The organism is Pedobacter sp. KBS0701 (assembly GCF_005938645.2).
GTDB lineage: Bacteria > Bacteroidota > Bacteroidia > Sphingobacteriales > Sphingobacteriaceae > Pedobacter.
In genome coordinates this window covers 4,314,151-4,330,419 of record NZ_CP042171.1, presented here as the reverse complement: position 1 = coordinate 4,330,419, position 16,269 = coordinate 4,314,151, and the positions used below count along the sequence as shown (strand labels likewise).

Here is a 16,269-nt window from a genome sequence, read left to right as displayed (position 1 = left end):
CCACACGAATCAATAAAAAAGGTCAAGTTTTTAACTTGACCTTTTACGTTTAATAACGTTGTTATATCTTCACATTTTCCATACCATACTGTTTCAGTACATCGGCAGGAACACCGGCCCATTGGTTTGGTGCATTACCCACATAACCAATGTCTTTTACGCCCATTTCTGTAGTGTAAAAACCCGATGCCGTTAAATTTCTCATTCTATTGAAAAAGGTTACGCCTGCCTGCATTTCTGGCCTGGCTTTTTTAGGGTATGCAATTTCATCAACGATCGAGATCTGCTGATCTGCCGAAGCTTCAACAAAAGGTTTTTGAAATTTATTAAAGCTGTATACGTCCAGCCATTTCAGGCCGCCACGCATAGGTACTTTATGTTCAGGAATATCTTTTACTATAAATTCGATAAACTCTGGCACTTTGGCATCGGATGCACTGCCCGAAACCTCGTCCTTAGGAATAATGATATCGGCCAAAACCGTAATGGTGGCCATTTCATGTTTAGTGAAAAAAGTTTCTGATTTCAGGTTTTTATCACGGTCTAGTTCCCATTGCTCCCTCCCTGCTTCTTTTGCACTTTCTTCTGGTGCGGCAACTTCGGTTTTTGTTTCGGGCTGCTTACAGGCATCAAGCAACACGGTTGTGCTTATGGCTGTTAAGCCTAGTGCTTTTAGTGAATCACGTCTGTTCATTATGGTAATTCTTAAATGTTCTGTTTTTTCTTTTGAGCTAAAATATATTCTGCAGTACGCATCGAAAGGGCTAAAATCGTCCAGGTGGCATTTTTGTCACCCTGTTGCACAAACGGTCCTGCATCTACTACAAATAGATTTTTACAGTCATGTGCCTGGCAGTATTTATTTAGCGCTGATTTTTTAGGATCATCACCCATGCGGATGGTACCTACTTCGTGGATGATTTTTCCAGGGTTGAGTAAGCCATAATTGGTATCTGCGCCTTGAATTTCGGAAGTCACTACTGCCCCCATCTCTTTCATAATCGAAAGAAAGGTTTCCTGCATGTGTTTAGCCTGTAGAATTTCATCTTTGTCCCATTTATAGTTAAATCTTAAAACAGGGATACCATATTTATCTACTGTGTTCGGGTCGATTTCGCAATAGTTAGTTTCTCTGGCAATTGCAGTACCACGGCCAGCCATGCCAACACCGGTTCCATAAAACCGGCGGTAATCATCTTTTAATGATTTTCCATAACCTCCCGCTTCTTTCATTTTACCATCTCTGCCAGGCACCATTCCGTTCATTTGAGCCACACCACCACCAAAACCGTAAGCAGGCATACCCATTCCGCCCCAATATTCGATATGGTAACCGCGTGGGAAATTCAATTTCCTGTTGTCTAACCACCACGGAGAATAAATGTGCACACTGCCTACACCATCTTCATTATAACGTTTCCTATCCATCAATTGTGGCAGGAATCCCGAAACACTTGCCCCGGTAGAATCGTGCAGGTACTTACCAACCACGCCACTGCTGTTAGCCAGGCCATTTGGATGTGAAGTTGATTTTGAATTTAATAATATACGTGCAGATTCGCAGGCACTGGCACCTAAAATAACCAGTTTGCCGTTTACCTGGTATTCTTGCAAATCTTTACGGTTCACATAAGAAACACCTTTAGCCGTACCATCCTTATCCGTAATCACTTCGCGTACCATCGCATCGGTAATCACAGTCAGGTTCCCTGTTTTTACTGCCGGGTTTACCAGACATGATGAGGACGAAAAATCGCCATAAACTTTACAACTTCTGCCGCATTGGCCACAGTAAAAACAAGGTGCGCGATCATTGTTATTCGGTAAAGCTTCGGTTAATACGGAGCCGCGACCGGTAATTACCTTTACCCCAGCTTTTTCTGCTCCTTTTTTAATGAAAAGCTCATTTAACCTTGGTTTAGGTGGTTTCATAAAGATGCCATCAGGTTCATTTTCTAAACCTTCAGCTGTTCCGTAAATACCGATCATGCGGTCAACTTTATCGTAAAATGGTTTTACGTCAGCATAGGTTATCGGCCATGCATCGGTTAAACCATCTTTAGGTTTAAAATCGTCAGGCCCCATCCGCAAAGAAATCCTTCCCCAGTGATTGGTACGGCCACCAAGCATGCGAGAACGGAACCATTCGAATTCGCTTTTGTTTTTCTGGGTATAAGGCTCGCCTTCTAATTCCCATCCTCCGTAAGAAGCATCAAAATCACCAAATGGACGAACAGTGCCTGCCCCACGGCGTGGCGACTCCCATGGCCATTTTAATTGATGTGAATCTAATCGTGGATCGAAATTTTGACCAGCCTCAAGCAATAAAACCTTTTGACCAGCATGCGCCAGGACATAGGCTGCCATCCCGCCTCCAGCTCCTGAGCCAACAACAATGGCATCATAAACAGTAGGCGATTTTTTTATCTGAAAGTCACTCATGTATTGTGATTAGCTATTTAAATATCCTAATCTAGAATTTAATTTTCTGAAAAAAAAGCGTTGCGCTACTTTGGAATCAATATAGATAATGGTGCCCTTTTGTATTTCTAAATCGTATTATGTCATTCATTTAAATCAATACCAACGATTTTTCTGGTTGAAAATGGCTGTACATATTACATTTTACCTCTTCCATCATTTTTTATGGTCGCTCTATTGTTACATTATTATAAGTATATGCCGCTCCAGATAAACTTGATTATCTTTGTATTTTAAATTAATGTCAGTGACAGAATATATCAACCAATTTATTACAGCTTTAAGAGAAAGTTTAAATGCTGAAACTTTTGCGAAAATTTCTTTGGGGAACTACAAAGGAGCAGAGGAAGCCTTAAAGCAATTGCTGATCCGTAAGGTGGTGATCAAACGCGAAGATAAACTGGCTTTTACCTATCGTTATAAAACACGCGACGTGTTAAAAAACTATGCTATAAATGAAGCAATCGATTTAATTGGGGGTTATCTGGAGAATGGATTTAAAATAGCTACGCTGTTTACCACAGAAAATGACCTGATATTGGAAGAACTGAACAATGGAAAAATTGTATTGAGGAAAGGTAAAGCCTCAAGTGTAGTAGCGCCATCAGTCTATCATGACAAAGAAAAAACCAGGTTGATCAAACCTGATTCGAAATCATACTTAACGGAATTAAAGATTACCGACACAGATGGTAGGGTTTTTAAAAATGCGCAGGATAAATTCAGGCAGATTAACCATTACATTGAAATTTTAAGTTCTTTAATAAAAGAACTGCCAGAAGGGACGATTAAAAAAGTGGCTGATATGGGCTCGGGTAAAGGTTATCTAACTTTTGCAATGTACGATTACCTGCATTCGGTTTTAAAGTTGGAAAGCGAGGTGATAGGAGTAGAGTACCGTCAGGATATGGTTGACTTGTGTAATCAGGTTGCTGTTAAATCTGCTTTCGATAGATTGAATTTTGTACAGGGAACTATTGAAGATTACCAAGCTGAGGATGTAAACCTTTTAATTGCATTACATGCCTGCGATACAGCAACCGATGATGCCATTTATAAAGGGATTAAAGCGGATGCCGAACTGATTGTGGTTGCACCATGTTGTCATAAACAGATCCGCAGGGAAATAGAGAAAAGCAAAGTGAAAAATGATGTTTCTTTTTTAACCAAATATGGGATCTTTTTAGAACGTCAGGCCGAAATGGTTACAGATGGGATCAGGGCTTTGATTTTAGAGTATTTCGGTTATAAAACAAAGGTTTTCGAATTTATCTCTGATGCACACACACCAAAAAATGTGCTTGTAGTGGGGCTGAAGGGCAAAGCGCTAAGCGCAGAGCGGAAAGCAGAAGTTTTGATGAAAATTAAAGCCAGCAAGGCGTATTTCGGAATTGGTTATCATCATTTGGAACGGTTGCTGGAGTTATAATTTAACCGCAAAGAACGCTAAGTTTTTCGCAAAGAAACGCAAAGCTGTGATGGCGACGGAAGTGTTCATGTTGTTTTTCTGGCAGAAGACTAAGGCTTCGCTAATTCTATCTGAACTTATTTTATTCGGAGCAGGTTTAAACCCAAAGAGCGTAAATAAGATGAGGAGAGCGTGTAGCTTTTGCATATACAATTAATGACATATCGAATAATTCACTATTTTGGTCGGTGTGACACCAACCAATAGAATGGAACTTACAGATGTAATAAAATCAATGCGATTAATGCCGGGATAGATTGCACATAAAGGATTTTTTTACTGGCTGTTGCAGCGCCATAAATACCTGCAATGATTACGCAGGTTAAAAAGAATATGGCTACATATAGGCGCCAATGAGGATCGCTGATACATAACGACCAGATTAAACCTGCGGCTAAAAAGCCATTGTACAAGCCCTGATTGGCAGCCAAGGTTTTTGTTGGCACAAATAAATCTTTCGGGATGGTTTTAAAAACTTTTGGCGCTCTGGTGGTCCAGGCGAACATTTCCAACCAAAGGATGTAGATGTGGATCAAGGCGACTAAGCCGGTTACGATTTGTGCTGCTATTTGCATTTTATAATGGATTATACAGATTTAAGTGATTGAAACGATTGATTGTAATTTAAAGATATAAAACTTTGAGGCATTTAGATGATCTACTTAATATTCCTGCTTGTGTTTTTATCACCGAAGCGCAAAAAACGCTGTTCAATAAACCCGATAATAGCGAACACGAGTGAAACGAAGTAAAGCGGTTAGCGGGGCAGGTGCTCCCGACGAGATTAGAACGCTCATTTTCAAATCACCTTAAAGAACTTCTCTTTAAGCTTTAGTCTTTCTGCTTTCACCTTTGGTCTTTAGTCTTACCCTCCCTTACTTCCATCTTCCATCCTGTATCTTTCATCATTTTCTGTCATGCTGTCAGTAAACTATAGCTTCTTTTTTTACATTTTAACAGTCTTTTACCCATATTTTCTGCCAAAAACCAATTGGCACAAGCATTGTTTAATAGCAGTAGAAATTATAATACTTTAAAAAGAGAAATTAAAAATACAATGGGAAAAATTATTGGAATAGACTTAGGAACAACAAACTCTTGCGTGAGCGTAATGGAGGGCAATGAGCCTGTAGTTATCGCAAACAGTGAGGGTAAACGTACTACACCGTCTATTGTTGCTTTTGCAGAAAACGGTGAGCGTAAAGTTGGCGAGCCTGCTAAACGTCAGGCTATAACCAACCCAACAAAAACGATATATTCGATTAAGCGCTTTATGGGCAGCAGCTACGACGAAAGTGCGAAAGAAGCTGGCCGTGTACCTTATAAAGTAGTAAAAGGTGATAACAACACACCACGTGTTGAAATCGACGACAGAAAATATACTCCACAAGAGATTTCTGCAATGATTTTGCAGAAAATGAAAAAAACTGCTGAAGATTTCCTGGGTCAGGAAGTTACTGAAGCGGTTATTACTGTACCGGCTTACTTTAACGATGCACAACGTCAGGCTACCAAAGAAGCGGGTGAAATTGCTGGTTTAACGGTAAAACGTATCATTAACGAGCCAACTGCAGCTGCTTTAGCTTATGGTTTAGATAAAGCACACAAAGACATGAAAATTGTTGTGTTTGACTGTGGTGGTGGTACGCACGACGTTTCTGTTTTAGAATTGGGTGATGGCGTTTTCGAAGTAAAATCTACAGATGGTGATACACACTTAGGTGGTGATGACTTTGACCACATCATTATTGATTGGTTAACTGATGAGTTTAAATCAGAAAACAGCATGGACCTTTCGAAAGATCCAATGGCGTTACAACGTTTAAAAGAAGCTGCTGAGAAAGCTAAAATTGAGTTATCAAGCACAACTTCTACTGAAATTAACTTACCATACATTACTGCTGATGCCAGCGGCCCTAAACACCTGGTGCGTACATTATCTCGTGCTAAATTTGAGCAATTGGCTGATAGCTTAATCAAACGTACTATTGATCCTTGTAAATCTGCTTTGAAAAATGCTGGTTTAAGCACAAGCGATATCGACGAAATTATCCTGGTAGGTGGTTCAACCCGTATCCCTGCTATTCAGGAAGCGGTTAAAGCTTTCTTCGGTAAAGAGCCAAGTAAAGGTGTTAACCCTGATGAGGTTGTGGCGATTGGTGCTGCTATTCAAGGTGGTGTGTTAACTGGTGATGTGAAAGATGTACTGTTATTAGACGTTACGCCTCTATCATTAGGTATCGAAACTATGGGTGGTGTAATGACTAAATTAATCGAGTCTAACACGACTATCCCAACTAAAAAATCTGAAACTTTCTCAACTGCAGCTGATAACCAGCCTTCAGTAGAAATCCATATTTTACAAGGTGAGCGCCCAATGGCTGGCCAGAACCGTACAATTGGCCGCTTTATTCTGGATGGTATTCCACCAGCACCTCGTGGTGTGCCTCAGGTTGAAGTATCATTCGATATTGATGCTAACGGTATTTTACACGTAAGTGCTAAGGACAAAGCTACTGGTAAAGAGCAAAAAATCCGTATCGAAGCATCTTCAGGTTTAACTGATGCTGAGATCAAAAAAATGAAAGAAGAAGCCGAAGCTAATGCAGCAGATGATGCTAAGCAAAAAGAAGAAGCTGATAAAATCAACGGAGCTGATGCTTTAATTTTTTCAACTGAGAAGCAATTAAAAGAGTTTGGTGATAAATTATCTGCTGATAAAAAAGCACCAATTGAAGCTGGTTTAGAGAAATTAAAAGCAGCTCACTCATCACGTAACTTTGCAGATATCGATGCAGCACAAGCTGAATTGCAAAATGCATGGAACGCAGCATCTGAGGAAATGTACAAAGACGGCGGTCAGCCTCAAGGTGGTGAACAACCACAAGCTGATGGTCAGCCTCAGGGTGGTGGAGATAACGTTACTGATGTTGATTTTGAAGAAGTAAAAGAAGACGATAAGAAATAGTCTTATAGTCGGAAAGTCTGAGGTCAGTAAAGTCCGAAGATTTGAATATAGAAAGCGTTTCTGATTAAGTTCAGGAGCGCTTTTTTTATTAAATAGATCGTCATTGCGAGAAGGCTTTTCCAGCCGACGAAGTAATCTTTTACGTTAAACCTCGCAGGTTTTTAAAACCTGCGAGGTTTATTAAACAGATTTAAACTAAATTTTCTTCAATAACACCCTGCAATTCTTTTTCATTCACCGATAATTCATAAAGCAGTTTAAACTGGTTTTTGACACGGTCTAAGTTTTGGTTAGGATAAGTCGTCGGATAGTACTTGTTCCCACTTAGAAAGTCGGTTAAAAAGCGCAGGGCCTGCATGTAGGTCATGTACTTACCTGAGAATAAAATAAGCTCTTTTTCCGTTTCAGTTAAAATGCTTTTCATTTCCGATAAATAGCCTTTTATCATCGCTTCGAAATAAGGCAAACGTATTTTGATTTTATCCAGGTCGGTTTCATTTTCAGAAAAAGCACAAAGATAGGTACGCATCATATCACCCAGATCGGAGATAAACTTTCCGGGCATAATGGTATCCAGATCGATTACGCAAACCCCTTCGTTTGTTTTGCTATCCAGCAACACATTGCTGATTTTGGTGTCGTGATGCATCACACGGTCAGGAAAATCATCTCTATGGACGTATGAGTTATAATAATCTAAAATATACTTATGTGTTAAAGCATTTGAAAGTTGTGCTTTGGCAGCCTGTTTTAATGTTTCATCAGCCTGATTTAAGGCAAACATAAACTGCTCATACCTTAAGCCTAAATCATGGAAACCCGGTATAGTTGGCCGGAGTATTCTGGCATCAAATTTATCCAACAACCTGCTCAGTTTACCAAATTGCCTTGCAGCCTCGTAAGCCTGCTTAGGATCGGCCAAAACATCCAAAGAGATGGTATTGGGCACAAAGGGCAACATCCGCCAATATTCATGACGGATGTGCGCCATTTCTTCACCCCTTGTAGTAGAAACAGGTTTTATAAAAAGATATTCAGGATAATTAAAGTTGAGATAATCTCCAATTGCCTTAAGGTTATTGGCAATGGCCTGGGGTGATTTAAATACCGAGGTGTTGATGTTTTGAAGGATGTATTTATTTCCTTCAGTTGATAGAGAAAGCAAATAGGTACGGTTAATTAAACCCATACCTATTTGCGTGATTTTTGTATTTTCTTTAGTATATCCGTAGGCTTCTAAAACTTCGGAATCTAAATTTAATTCCATAGTTTTTCCGGATATGTTCCGTTCTTAACCAATTGGTCAATACTATCCTGAACATAAGGTTTGTCTTCTTTGTAAGTTACACCGAACCATTTATTAGGTGTTGGCACCACTTTAAAGGTTGCAATATTGTTTTTTACCAGATTTTCGCCAATTAACGGGATAAAGAATTCTGCTTTAGGTTTATCTTTATTTGCTTCTGCAAATTCCCTGAACATTTCTTCGGTAATTTTAAAAACAGCCGGTGTAAAACCCCAGAAATTCATTGAAACGGGTGTTTCATAAGCTAAAGGAAATTCTTCGCCATTTTCTTCGTAAAAAATACTGCCATCTTTAGGATAAACTTTAGTACGTTCTACAATTTCTTCTAAGTTACCTGATGCATCTACTTTACAAACACCACGCGAAACTGCACCGAACTCTGATAAGGTTTTACCAATTTCGTAACCAATAATAGAATAATTGCTATCCGTCACTTCTGTAGTCAGGAAATCAACCATTTTTTTAAAGGCATCGAAACCATAATAATCATCAGCATTAATTACACAGAACGGTTCTTTAACTACGTTTCTGCCCGATAGGATTGCGTGTGCAGTACCCCAAGGTTTTTCTCTATAAATTTCTTCTTCTATTCCGAACTGTTTTAAATCGAAATTTTGGAAAACATAGTCTGTTTCTATCCTTCCTGCAAGTTTAGGTTCAAAAATCACTTTAAAGTTATCTACAAACTCTTCTTTAATGATAAATACAACTTTACCGAAACCGGCTCTTATTGCATCATATATTGAATAATCGATAATCGTTTCGCCATTTGGGCCAAAACCATCAATCTGTTTCATACTTCCATAACGGCTTGCCATACCGGCTGCCAATATTAATAGGGTGGGTTTCATTTATTACTGGTTAATTTTTGTTAGTGCCGAACTTTTTGATGATTAATGGAATAATCCTCTCTGGTTCGTATGGCGAAATTAATAATTTGAGCGTTTTAAAGGTTAAATAATTTGTTTAGAATCCAAAAAGTCCGCCACCGGTTTTTGACCGTGTTTTCTTGCCGGTAAGCATGCCAAAAATACCGCGAACAATTTCTTTACCAATTTGGCGGGTTATTGTTGCGCCCATTACCTGTTCAACCAGGCTTTTTTCGCCAGGTTTAGGTTTGCTTTCCTGCTCGGCCTTTTTTTGGGCTTCGGCTTCTTCTTTTTGTTGTTCTACAGCAGCAGTCTGGTCGTTAATGCGTCTGGTTAAAATTTCGTAGGCACTTTCCGGGTCAATTGCGTCTTTATATTTGGTATACATCGGACTGGCGTGAACCACCTGATCAAAATCTGCAGCAGTTAACGGTCCCATAACGGCCCTTGGCGGAGTAAGCATGGTTGCAGAAACTTCAGTTGGAATACCTTTTTCATTTAAAACAGTAACCAAAGCCTGTCCGGTTCCCAATGAGGTCAATATTTTATCAATCTCGTAAAAGTCTGATTTTGGATAAGTATTCACCGTCTTTTTTAATGCATCTACATCGTTAGGTGTAAATGCTCTTAACGCATGCTGCACACGGTTACCCAACTGGCCCAAAACACTTTCAGGAACATCGCCAGGGGCCTGAGTACAAAAGAAAACACCAATTCCTTTCGAGCGGATTAACCTGATAATGGTTTCTATCTGTTCTAAAAATGCTTGAGATGAGTTTTTGAACAGTAAATGTGCTTCATCAAAAAAGAATACAAGTTTTGGCTTATCTAAATCGCCAACCTCTGGCATAGTATTAAATAACTCAGCCAACAGGCTGAGTAAAAATGTTGAATATAATACAGGCTGGTTCTGAACATCGGCAATGTTTAGTAGGCTGATGGTGCCTTTGCCATCAACCCGCTCGAAAAGATCTTCAATATCAAATGATTTTTCACCAAACATACCGCCTAATCCCTGCTGTTCAATGGCAACGATTTTCCTAAGCATGGTACCCGATGTAGCTGTTGAAATACTGCCATAACTGCTTTTAATTTCGGCAGCACCAGCACCTTCCGAGAGATAAGAAACCAGTTTCTTTAAATCATTTAAATCAATAACCGGCATTTTATTATCGTCGGCATATTTAAAAATAACCGCCATCACACCTGCCTGTGTATCGTTTAAATCTAAGATTTTTGATAAAAGTGTAGGGCCAAACTCAAGGACTGTTGCGCGCATCTGCGAACCTGTTTTGCCCGAGAGGGAATAAATCTCAACAGGGAAACCGGTTGGCGAGAATGCTTTATTGAGTTGGTTCGCCCTTTCCTCAATTTTAGGGTTAACTGATCCGGGCTGGTTCAATCCTGATAAATCGCCTTTAACATCCAGCATAAAAACGGGAACTCCGGCATCCGACAGTTGTTCTGCTAACAATTGTAATGTGCGCGTTTTACCAGTTCCGGTTGCCCCGGCAATTAAACCATGTCTATTCATCATTTTTAATGATAAATTAACTTCAGCTTCACTGTAAACCTGTCCGTCTAAAATTCCGGCGCCTAAATAAATATACGAACCCGAAGGAGCATAGGATGCCTTTATTTTTTCGATGAATTTTGAAGAAAGATCGCTCATTTTTTAAAATTAGATGGCCAATTTAAGAAACATATCTTAAAAAGGTTATGTTTTTGTTAGCACTTTTAATCTGAAATACTGCACAAACGGTTGTTTAATATTGCTGATTAAGTTGCTTATAATAATTTAGTTCGTTCTGAAGTATTGTTATTTCCTGTTGCATATTTTGCAATTGATTGAGCAGATGAGAAACAGCATGGATGCCTTCCAAATTAATCTGCAGATCGTTTGCCAAACGCAGGTACTGCTCCAGCTTTGATAATTCATCAACTGGCAAAAAGACAGATTGCTTTTTAATGGTGGTACGGATGAGGCCAAAATCTTCGAGAGAATGGATAAAATTGATCTCTACGTGGTGATAGGCGCAAATTTCTTCTACAGGAATTAGATAGGTTTCCATAATGGTTAGAATTTGGAAAGTTTTTCGAATAGTTCTTTTTGTTCAGCATTTAAATGGGTGGGTATTTTAACCTGCCATTTAATATACAGATCGCCAAATTGATTATCTTTTTTGTAAACCGGAAAGCCTTTGCCTTTTAATCTTAAAGTGGCATCGGGCTGTGTTCCCTCCGGCACTTTAAGTTTAACTTTGCCATTCAAGGTTTCCACAATTTTTTCGCCCCCTAAAATGGCGGTATAGAGGTCTATTTCCTCCCGGATATAAATATCGTTCCCTTTCCGTTTGAATTTAGGATCATCGGTAATACTGAATTTTATAAATAGATCGCCTGGAGGGCCATTATTAACTCCCGGCGCACCATAGCCTGGAAGTTTGATCTTTTGTCCGTTTTCTACACCTGCCGGAATAGTAATGCGTACCTGCCTGCCATTAACCGTTAGGGTTTGTTTGTGCGTGGTATAGGCATCGAGTAGGTTTAACTGTAAATCGGCATTGTAATCCTGGCCTTTAAAAGGTGAGTTTCTGCTGCTTCTACCACCGCCTCCGCCAAACATGGAAGAAAAGAAATCAGAAAAATCTTCGCCGCCAAAACCACCAGAATAGCTATTACCACCATAACCCTGACCTTGCGACTGGTATTGCCTTTGCTGCTGTTGCTGGGCATCTAACTGATCGGCATGCTGCCAGTCTTTGCCGTATTTATCGTATTTCTTTCTCTTTTCGGGATCGCTTAGAACTTCGTTAGCCTCGTTAATTTGCTGAAATTTTTTATTGGCTTCTTCATTGTTGGGATTGAGATCTGGATGATGTTTTCGGGCTAATTTTCTATAAGCTTTTTTAATATCCTCAGTGGTTGCATCTTTCTTTAAATCGAGGATTTTATAATAGTCTATGTAGTCCATAATGGCTTAACAAATTAATAAAGGGAATGTTCATTTTTATTGTATAAATGTAAGGTTTTAGGATGGAAATGTGGATAGGACTCTAAGACTGACCAACCGCTTGATGTAATTTATTGCAAAAAACCAGGCAGAAAGCCATGTATAAAATTTTACGTTTTTTGCTACAGAAAGAATAGAGATATTGGAAGCTGTTTCATAAATATAGATTGTCATCTTGAGCTTGTCGAAGGACCAATTAAATGTCTTACAAGGCGTTTAGATACTTCGTCGGGCTCAGTACAAGCTAGGTTCAACGTGACAAATGCGAAATGAATTACAATTTATGATACAGCCTTTTTACATTTTGGAACTATAAGCCTCTGACTCCGATCTCCTTACTTTTCGGACTTACGGATACATACTCCTGATTCTCGCAACAGAATTAGTAACCATTTCTTTTAATACCTCCACATTGATATCACTCATTTTTTTAACGTACACACAAGCCTTGGCAGTTTTGTGTTTTCCGAATTTAGCCAGCAATTCTTCGCGGTTTTTGAACTCAGATGATAAATATAAGGCTATGGCATCTTTTCGAGGGGAAAATCCAAAAAGAGGTGCGTCGCCTGCTCTGCCGCTTTCGTATTTGTAATGGTAACTGCCAAAACCAACAATGGCCGTTCCCCACATTTTCGCTTTAAAGCCTGTGGTTTCAACAATAATATCCAAAAGGTTAAAACAATCAGCTCTTTTATTTTCGTCTGCAATGGTATTTAAAAAATCTGGAACGCTGAAATCGTTTTCTGTCGTTTTATTCTGTGCCATATCATGAATTTTATAGAAGTTTACCCAAATAATTTCAGTTTCGTGATGATAGTATTTAATAATGCTTCCATTCCTTACTTATCGTGTGCCACATAGTGATTTACTATGGAATCAATTTATTTGCCGTGATTTTAATGGATGTGAAGAAACCAGCTCAACACGTAAATGCTTTTAATTAGCTTGACGTAAAACAAAATAGCCACCTGTGCGATGGCTATTGGTAAGAAGAATTGTAGCTTCTTTATGGTGTGCCTGCCCTCCGCGGATCTCCCGCTCACAGGACTTTTTTATCTTTCCTTATATGCATAACAATTTAGGCAATAGTTGGTTTTGTTCCGCAAAATAATTTTACACATCGTGTGGAAAATGTTAGTATCTCCATAAAATTTGGCAAATGAGATTAAAAAGGGTAAATCCCAGCGTATTTCCACTAAATTTTTAAAGAAAAAACTTTTTTGAATATTTGATGTTTGTGATTTGGTTGTTCTATAGGGTTTGGGTAGTCCTTCATATCGAAAATTATCAAATATAAAATCATGGTGGAATTAAATAATGAGCTTTTTTGTGCACTAGGCGATTTGTCTGCTGACGGATATTTTATTTTTGAACCCCAACAGCAGAAATTTTTATACCTCAACAAGTCCTTTGCCGGAATTTTGGAATTGGAAACAGATCAGATTTTTGATCATCCGCAAATACTTTTAAATCATGTACACCCCGAAGATTTAGCACACGCAATATCCTGTTATGAAGAGTGTATGGAGGATGGGAAAGAAAAAAAATACGAATTCCGTTTGTTATTTACTGGTAGGGAGAAATATGTGCGCATTATTGTTTTTGCCGTTCAGGATAGAAAAGATAAACATTTAATCGGTACTGTAGAAGATACTACGGTGGCTCGGCATAACAAAATCCATATCGAACAGATCAATGCCCGTAAAAATATCACACTGGAAGTATTGGCACACGATTTAAAAGAACCGCTGGGCATGATGAAATTAACCGCTTCATCAATGGAAGATAGTATTGCACAAATGGGTGACGAGCAGATGATGAATTCGCTTTCCTTTATAAAAGACATGTGCGAACGTAATTTGCTGCTGGTACGAAGCATGATTAACCGGGAGTTTCTAAAGTCATCGGTTATAGAAATCGGTAAAGAAAGGGCCGACCTGGTATGGGAGCTTAGAGATGTGGTTCGTTTTTACAAACGGTCTAAATTGGGTAAAGTTAAAAATATCAAGTTTACCAGTTCTGCAGAGCAGATTTACCTCTATTTAGATAGTATGAAATTTCTTCAGGTGATCAATAATTTAATTTCCAACGCACTAAAGTTTACTGATGATAATGGCTACATTGCCTTACATGCCGAAGAGTTGGAAAACACGGTGCTGATTACAGTAACAGACAATGGAATCGGAATCCCAGAGGAATTACAGCCCGGACTTTTTGATCACTTACCAGAAACGTTAAGACCCGGTTTAAAGGGTGAAGAATCTGGCGGTTTCGGCATGGGCATTATCAAAGCAATTGTTGATTTACATCAGGGGAAAATCTGGTTTAAGAGTAAAACCGGTGTCGGAACTACCTTCTATATCGAGCTGCCAAAGTAGCTGTTTTTAATTTTAAAATACCGTAAGTTATATTTGGATTATGATTAACATTATTCTTGCGGACGATCACCATATCATCCGGACCTCACTTAAAGCACTTATAGAAAAACACGAAGGCATCAATGTTGTTGCAGAAGTGTCAGACGGTTTAGCAGTTTTGGAGCTTCTCGAAAAAGGAATAAAAGCTGATATTATTTTATCAGATATTGTAATGCCAAGGCTAGATGGAATAGCTTTAGCCAATACGATTAAAGAGCGCGGATACACCACAAAGGTTGTTGTTTTATCCATTTTAGATGATGAAAAATATGCCTCAAATGCCTTTACATCAGGGGCTTTTGCTTACCTGTCAAAAGATATCGAAGAAGACGAACTGCTGTTTTGCCTAAAGCATGTAATGAAAGGAAAACGCTATCTTTCTTCTAATTTATGCATCTCCATTTTAGAGCGTTTTAATACCCAGTTAAATATCCTTTCGCAAAAAATGAATACTGGAATCAACTTTTCTGAACGCGAAATTAACGTGTTAAAACTTATCGCCGATGGGCTGACGAATCAGGAAATAGCTGATAAATTGTACTTAAGCAGGCGGACGGTAGAGAGCCAAAGGGAAGCCTTAATCAGTAAAACGGGGGCGAAAAACTCCGCTTCTTTAATTCGTTTTGCCATGCGAAATGGTTATGTAGCCTAGTGTTTTTTATCGTTTTAGCGCATTTTTTTTAGTGTTTTAAATAAACCGTAAAAAATCGGGTATTTCTACAAATAACATTGTATGGTACTGTTTGTTGAATATTTACATCAGAGCTAAAACGAATCAATCATGGAGACATTAAATTTCAATTGTGACATATACCAATACCGGCAACCACTTTTCGATCGCGCATTAGCCTATACGCATGATGAAGATGATGCTGCTGATTTAGTTCAAGACACCTTTATGAAAGCATTTAGGTTTTCGGCTAAATTTGAAATGGGAAGTAATGTGCGGGCCTGGCTTTTTACCATCCTGAAAAATACCTTTTTAAATCATTATTATAAGGTAAAGCGTAAAAATGAAATGATCCAGCAGGAAGAGGATTTAACTTCTGTTCAACTGGTTCCAAGTGCATCTTCGAATGCCGGCACCGCAAAGTTTATGATGGAGGATATCCAGAAATCGCTAAATGCCTTGCCTGAAGATTGTCGTTTTTGCTTTTGCCGTTACTTTGAAGGTTATAAATACCATGAAATTGCTGCAGAGCTTGACATCCCACTGGGTACCGTAAAAACCAAAATACACGTGGCCAGAGGTCTGCTGAAGAAAATGCTTAAAAATTATAAATCTGGTTTGGCGGCCTGATATCTTTGATTTATTCGATAAATTCGGGTATAAATACGTGATATGAACTAAGCTACTTAAACTAGATTTGTTGCACATGAGCAACGTGTTAGTTAAGAAAATTCTTATAGTTGATGATGACGAGAACATTCACGATATTATAAAATTAATTTTCGAGGAAGAACATTATCATATAAAAGGTATTTTGAATCCTGGTAATTTAGAAGAAACAATCGCTGATTTTTTACCAGATATTATTTTATTGGACATACTTATTGGTAAGTATGATGGTCGGGATATTTGTAATAAATTAAAGCATAATCCTAAAACAGCATACTTGCCGGTTATATTGCTTTCAGTTTTGAATATGGATGATCTAAATTGTTCGCCAAATGATACCATTGAAAAACCTTTTGATATTGTGAATCTCCAGCAGAAGGTGAAGGCATTGCTGGATAGACCTTAAAG

The 16,269-nt window shown here is 38.7% G+C and carries 15 protein-coding genes; 6 read left to right on the top strand and 9 right to left on the bottom strand.

Annotated elements, in window-relative coordinates; genetic code table 11:
* Positions 1-61: 61 nt before the first annotated feature.
* On the bottom strand, positions 62-694 hold the full coding sequence (locus FFJ24_RS17405) for a gluconate 2-dehydrogenase subunit 3 family protein (protein WP_138818413.1): 633 nt from the start codon (positions 692-694) through the stop codon (positions 62-64).
* 11 nt (positions 695-705) lie between these two features.
* Positions 706-2,442 carry a GMC family oxidoreductase gene (locus tag FFJ24_RS17400; RefSeq protein WP_138818412.1) on the bottom strand — a complete coding sequence of 579 codons (1,737 nt, stop codon included), beginning with the start codon at positions 2,440-2,442 and terminating at the stop codon, positions 706-708.
* 280 nt (positions 2,443-2,722) lie between these two features.
* Between FFJ24_RS17400 and FFJ24_RS17395 the strand changes: the two genes are divergently transcribed.
* Positions 2,723-3,910 (top strand): SAM-dependent methyltransferase, encoded by a 1,188-nt coding sequence (locus FFJ24_RS17395; protein ID WP_138818411.1) that lies wholly within the window; start codon positions 2,723-2,725, stop codon positions 3,908-3,910.
* 254 nt (positions 3,911-4,164) lie between these two features.
* Here FFJ24_RS17395 and FFJ24_RS17390 read toward each other — a convergent pair whose 3' ends face one another.
* A complete protein-coding gene (locus FFJ24_RS17390) occupies positions 4,165-4,524 on the bottom strand; it encodes a DUF1304 domain-containing protein (RefSeq protein WP_138818410.1) in 360 nt (119 codons plus the stop codon).
* 482 nt (positions 4,525-5,006) lie between these two features.
* Here FFJ24_RS17390 and dnaK point away from each other — a divergent pair, with 482 nt between their 5' ends.
* Positions 5,007-6,917: a molecular chaperone DnaK gene (gene dnaK / locus FFJ24_RS17385; protein ID WP_138818409.1), complete on the top strand. Its 1,911-nt coding sequence runs from the start codon at positions 5,007-5,009 to the stop codon at positions 6,915-6,917.
* Between the two features lie 190 nt (positions 6,918-7,107).
* Here the strand turns inward: dnaK and FFJ24_RS17380 are convergent, their stop codons facing one another.
* The 6 genes from FFJ24_RS17380 to FFJ24_RS17355 all read right to left on the bottom strand — a co-directional run bounded on the left by FFJ24_RS17380 (position 7,108) and on the right by FFJ24_RS17355 (position 12,870).
* A complete protein-coding gene (locus FFJ24_RS17380) occupies positions 7,108-8,184 on the bottom strand; it encodes a phosphotransferase enzyme family protein (protein WP_138818408.1) in 1,077 nt (358 codons plus the stop codon).
* A complete protein-coding gene (locus tag FFJ24_RS17375) occupies positions 8,175-9,074 on the bottom strand; it encodes a sugar phosphate nucleotidyltransferase (RefSeq protein ID WP_138818407.1) in 900 nt (299 codons plus the stop codon). The genes FFJ24_RS17380 and FFJ24_RS17375 overlap by 10 nt, the downstream gene beginning before the upstream one ends.
* Positions 9,075-9,189: 115 nt before the next feature.
* Positions 9,190-10,764 carry a helicase HerA-like domain-containing protein gene (locus FFJ24_RS17370; RefSeq protein ID WP_138818406.1) on the bottom strand — a complete coding sequence of 525 codons (1,575 nt, stop codon included), beginning with the start codon at positions 10,762-10,764 and terminating at the stop codon, positions 9,190-9,192.
* Between the two features lie 94 nt (positions 10,765-10,858).
* A complete protein-coding gene (locus FFJ24_RS17365) occupies positions 10,859-11,164 on the bottom strand; it encodes a chaperone modulator CbpM (RefSeq protein WP_138818405.1) in 306 nt (101 codons plus the stop codon).
* 5 nt (positions 11,165-11,169) lie between these two features.
* Complete coding sequence (locus FFJ24_RS17360) at positions 11,170-12,066, bottom strand: DnaJ C-terminal domain-containing protein (protein WP_138818404.1); 897 nt, start codon at positions 12,064-12,066, stop codon at positions 11,170-11,172.
* Between the two features lie 387 nt (positions 12,067-12,453).
* The gene (locus FFJ24_RS17355) at positions 12,454-12,870 is read right to left on the bottom strand and encodes a DUF1801 domain-containing protein (RefSeq protein ID WP_138818403.1); all 417 of its coding nucleotides are present in this window, start codon (positions 12,868-12,870) and stop codon (positions 12,454-12,456) included.
* Between the two features lie 536 nt (positions 12,871-13,406).
* Between FFJ24_RS17355 and FFJ24_RS17350 the strand changes: the two genes are divergently transcribed.
* From FFJ24_RS17350 to FFJ24_RS17335, 4 genes are all read left to right on the top strand, one after another.
* Entirely contained in the window at positions 13,407-14,483 is a 1,077-nt protein-coding gene (locus FFJ24_RS17350) for an ATP-binding protein (protein WP_138818402.1), read from the top strand.
* A 40-nt stretch (positions 14,484-14,523) separates the two neighbouring features.
* Positions 14,524-15,174, top strand: a complete 651-nt coding sequence (locus FFJ24_RS17345) for a response regulator transcription factor (RefSeq protein WP_138818401.1) — start codon at positions 14,524-14,526, stop codon at positions 15,172-15,174.
* 129 nt (positions 15,175-15,303) lie between these two features.
* Positions 15,304-15,822: an RNA polymerase sigma factor gene (locus FFJ24_RS17340; protein WP_138818400.1), complete on the top strand. Its 519-nt coding sequence runs from the start codon at positions 15,304-15,306 to the stop codon at positions 15,820-15,822.
* A gap of 76 nt (positions 15,823-15,898) precedes the next feature.
* Complete coding sequence (locus FFJ24_RS17335; protein WP_138818399.1) at positions 15,899-16,267, top strand: PleD family two-component system response regulator; 369 nt, start codon at positions 15,899-15,901, stop codon at positions 16,265-16,267.
* The last annotated feature ends 2 nt before the right edge of the window (positions 16,268-16,269 follow it).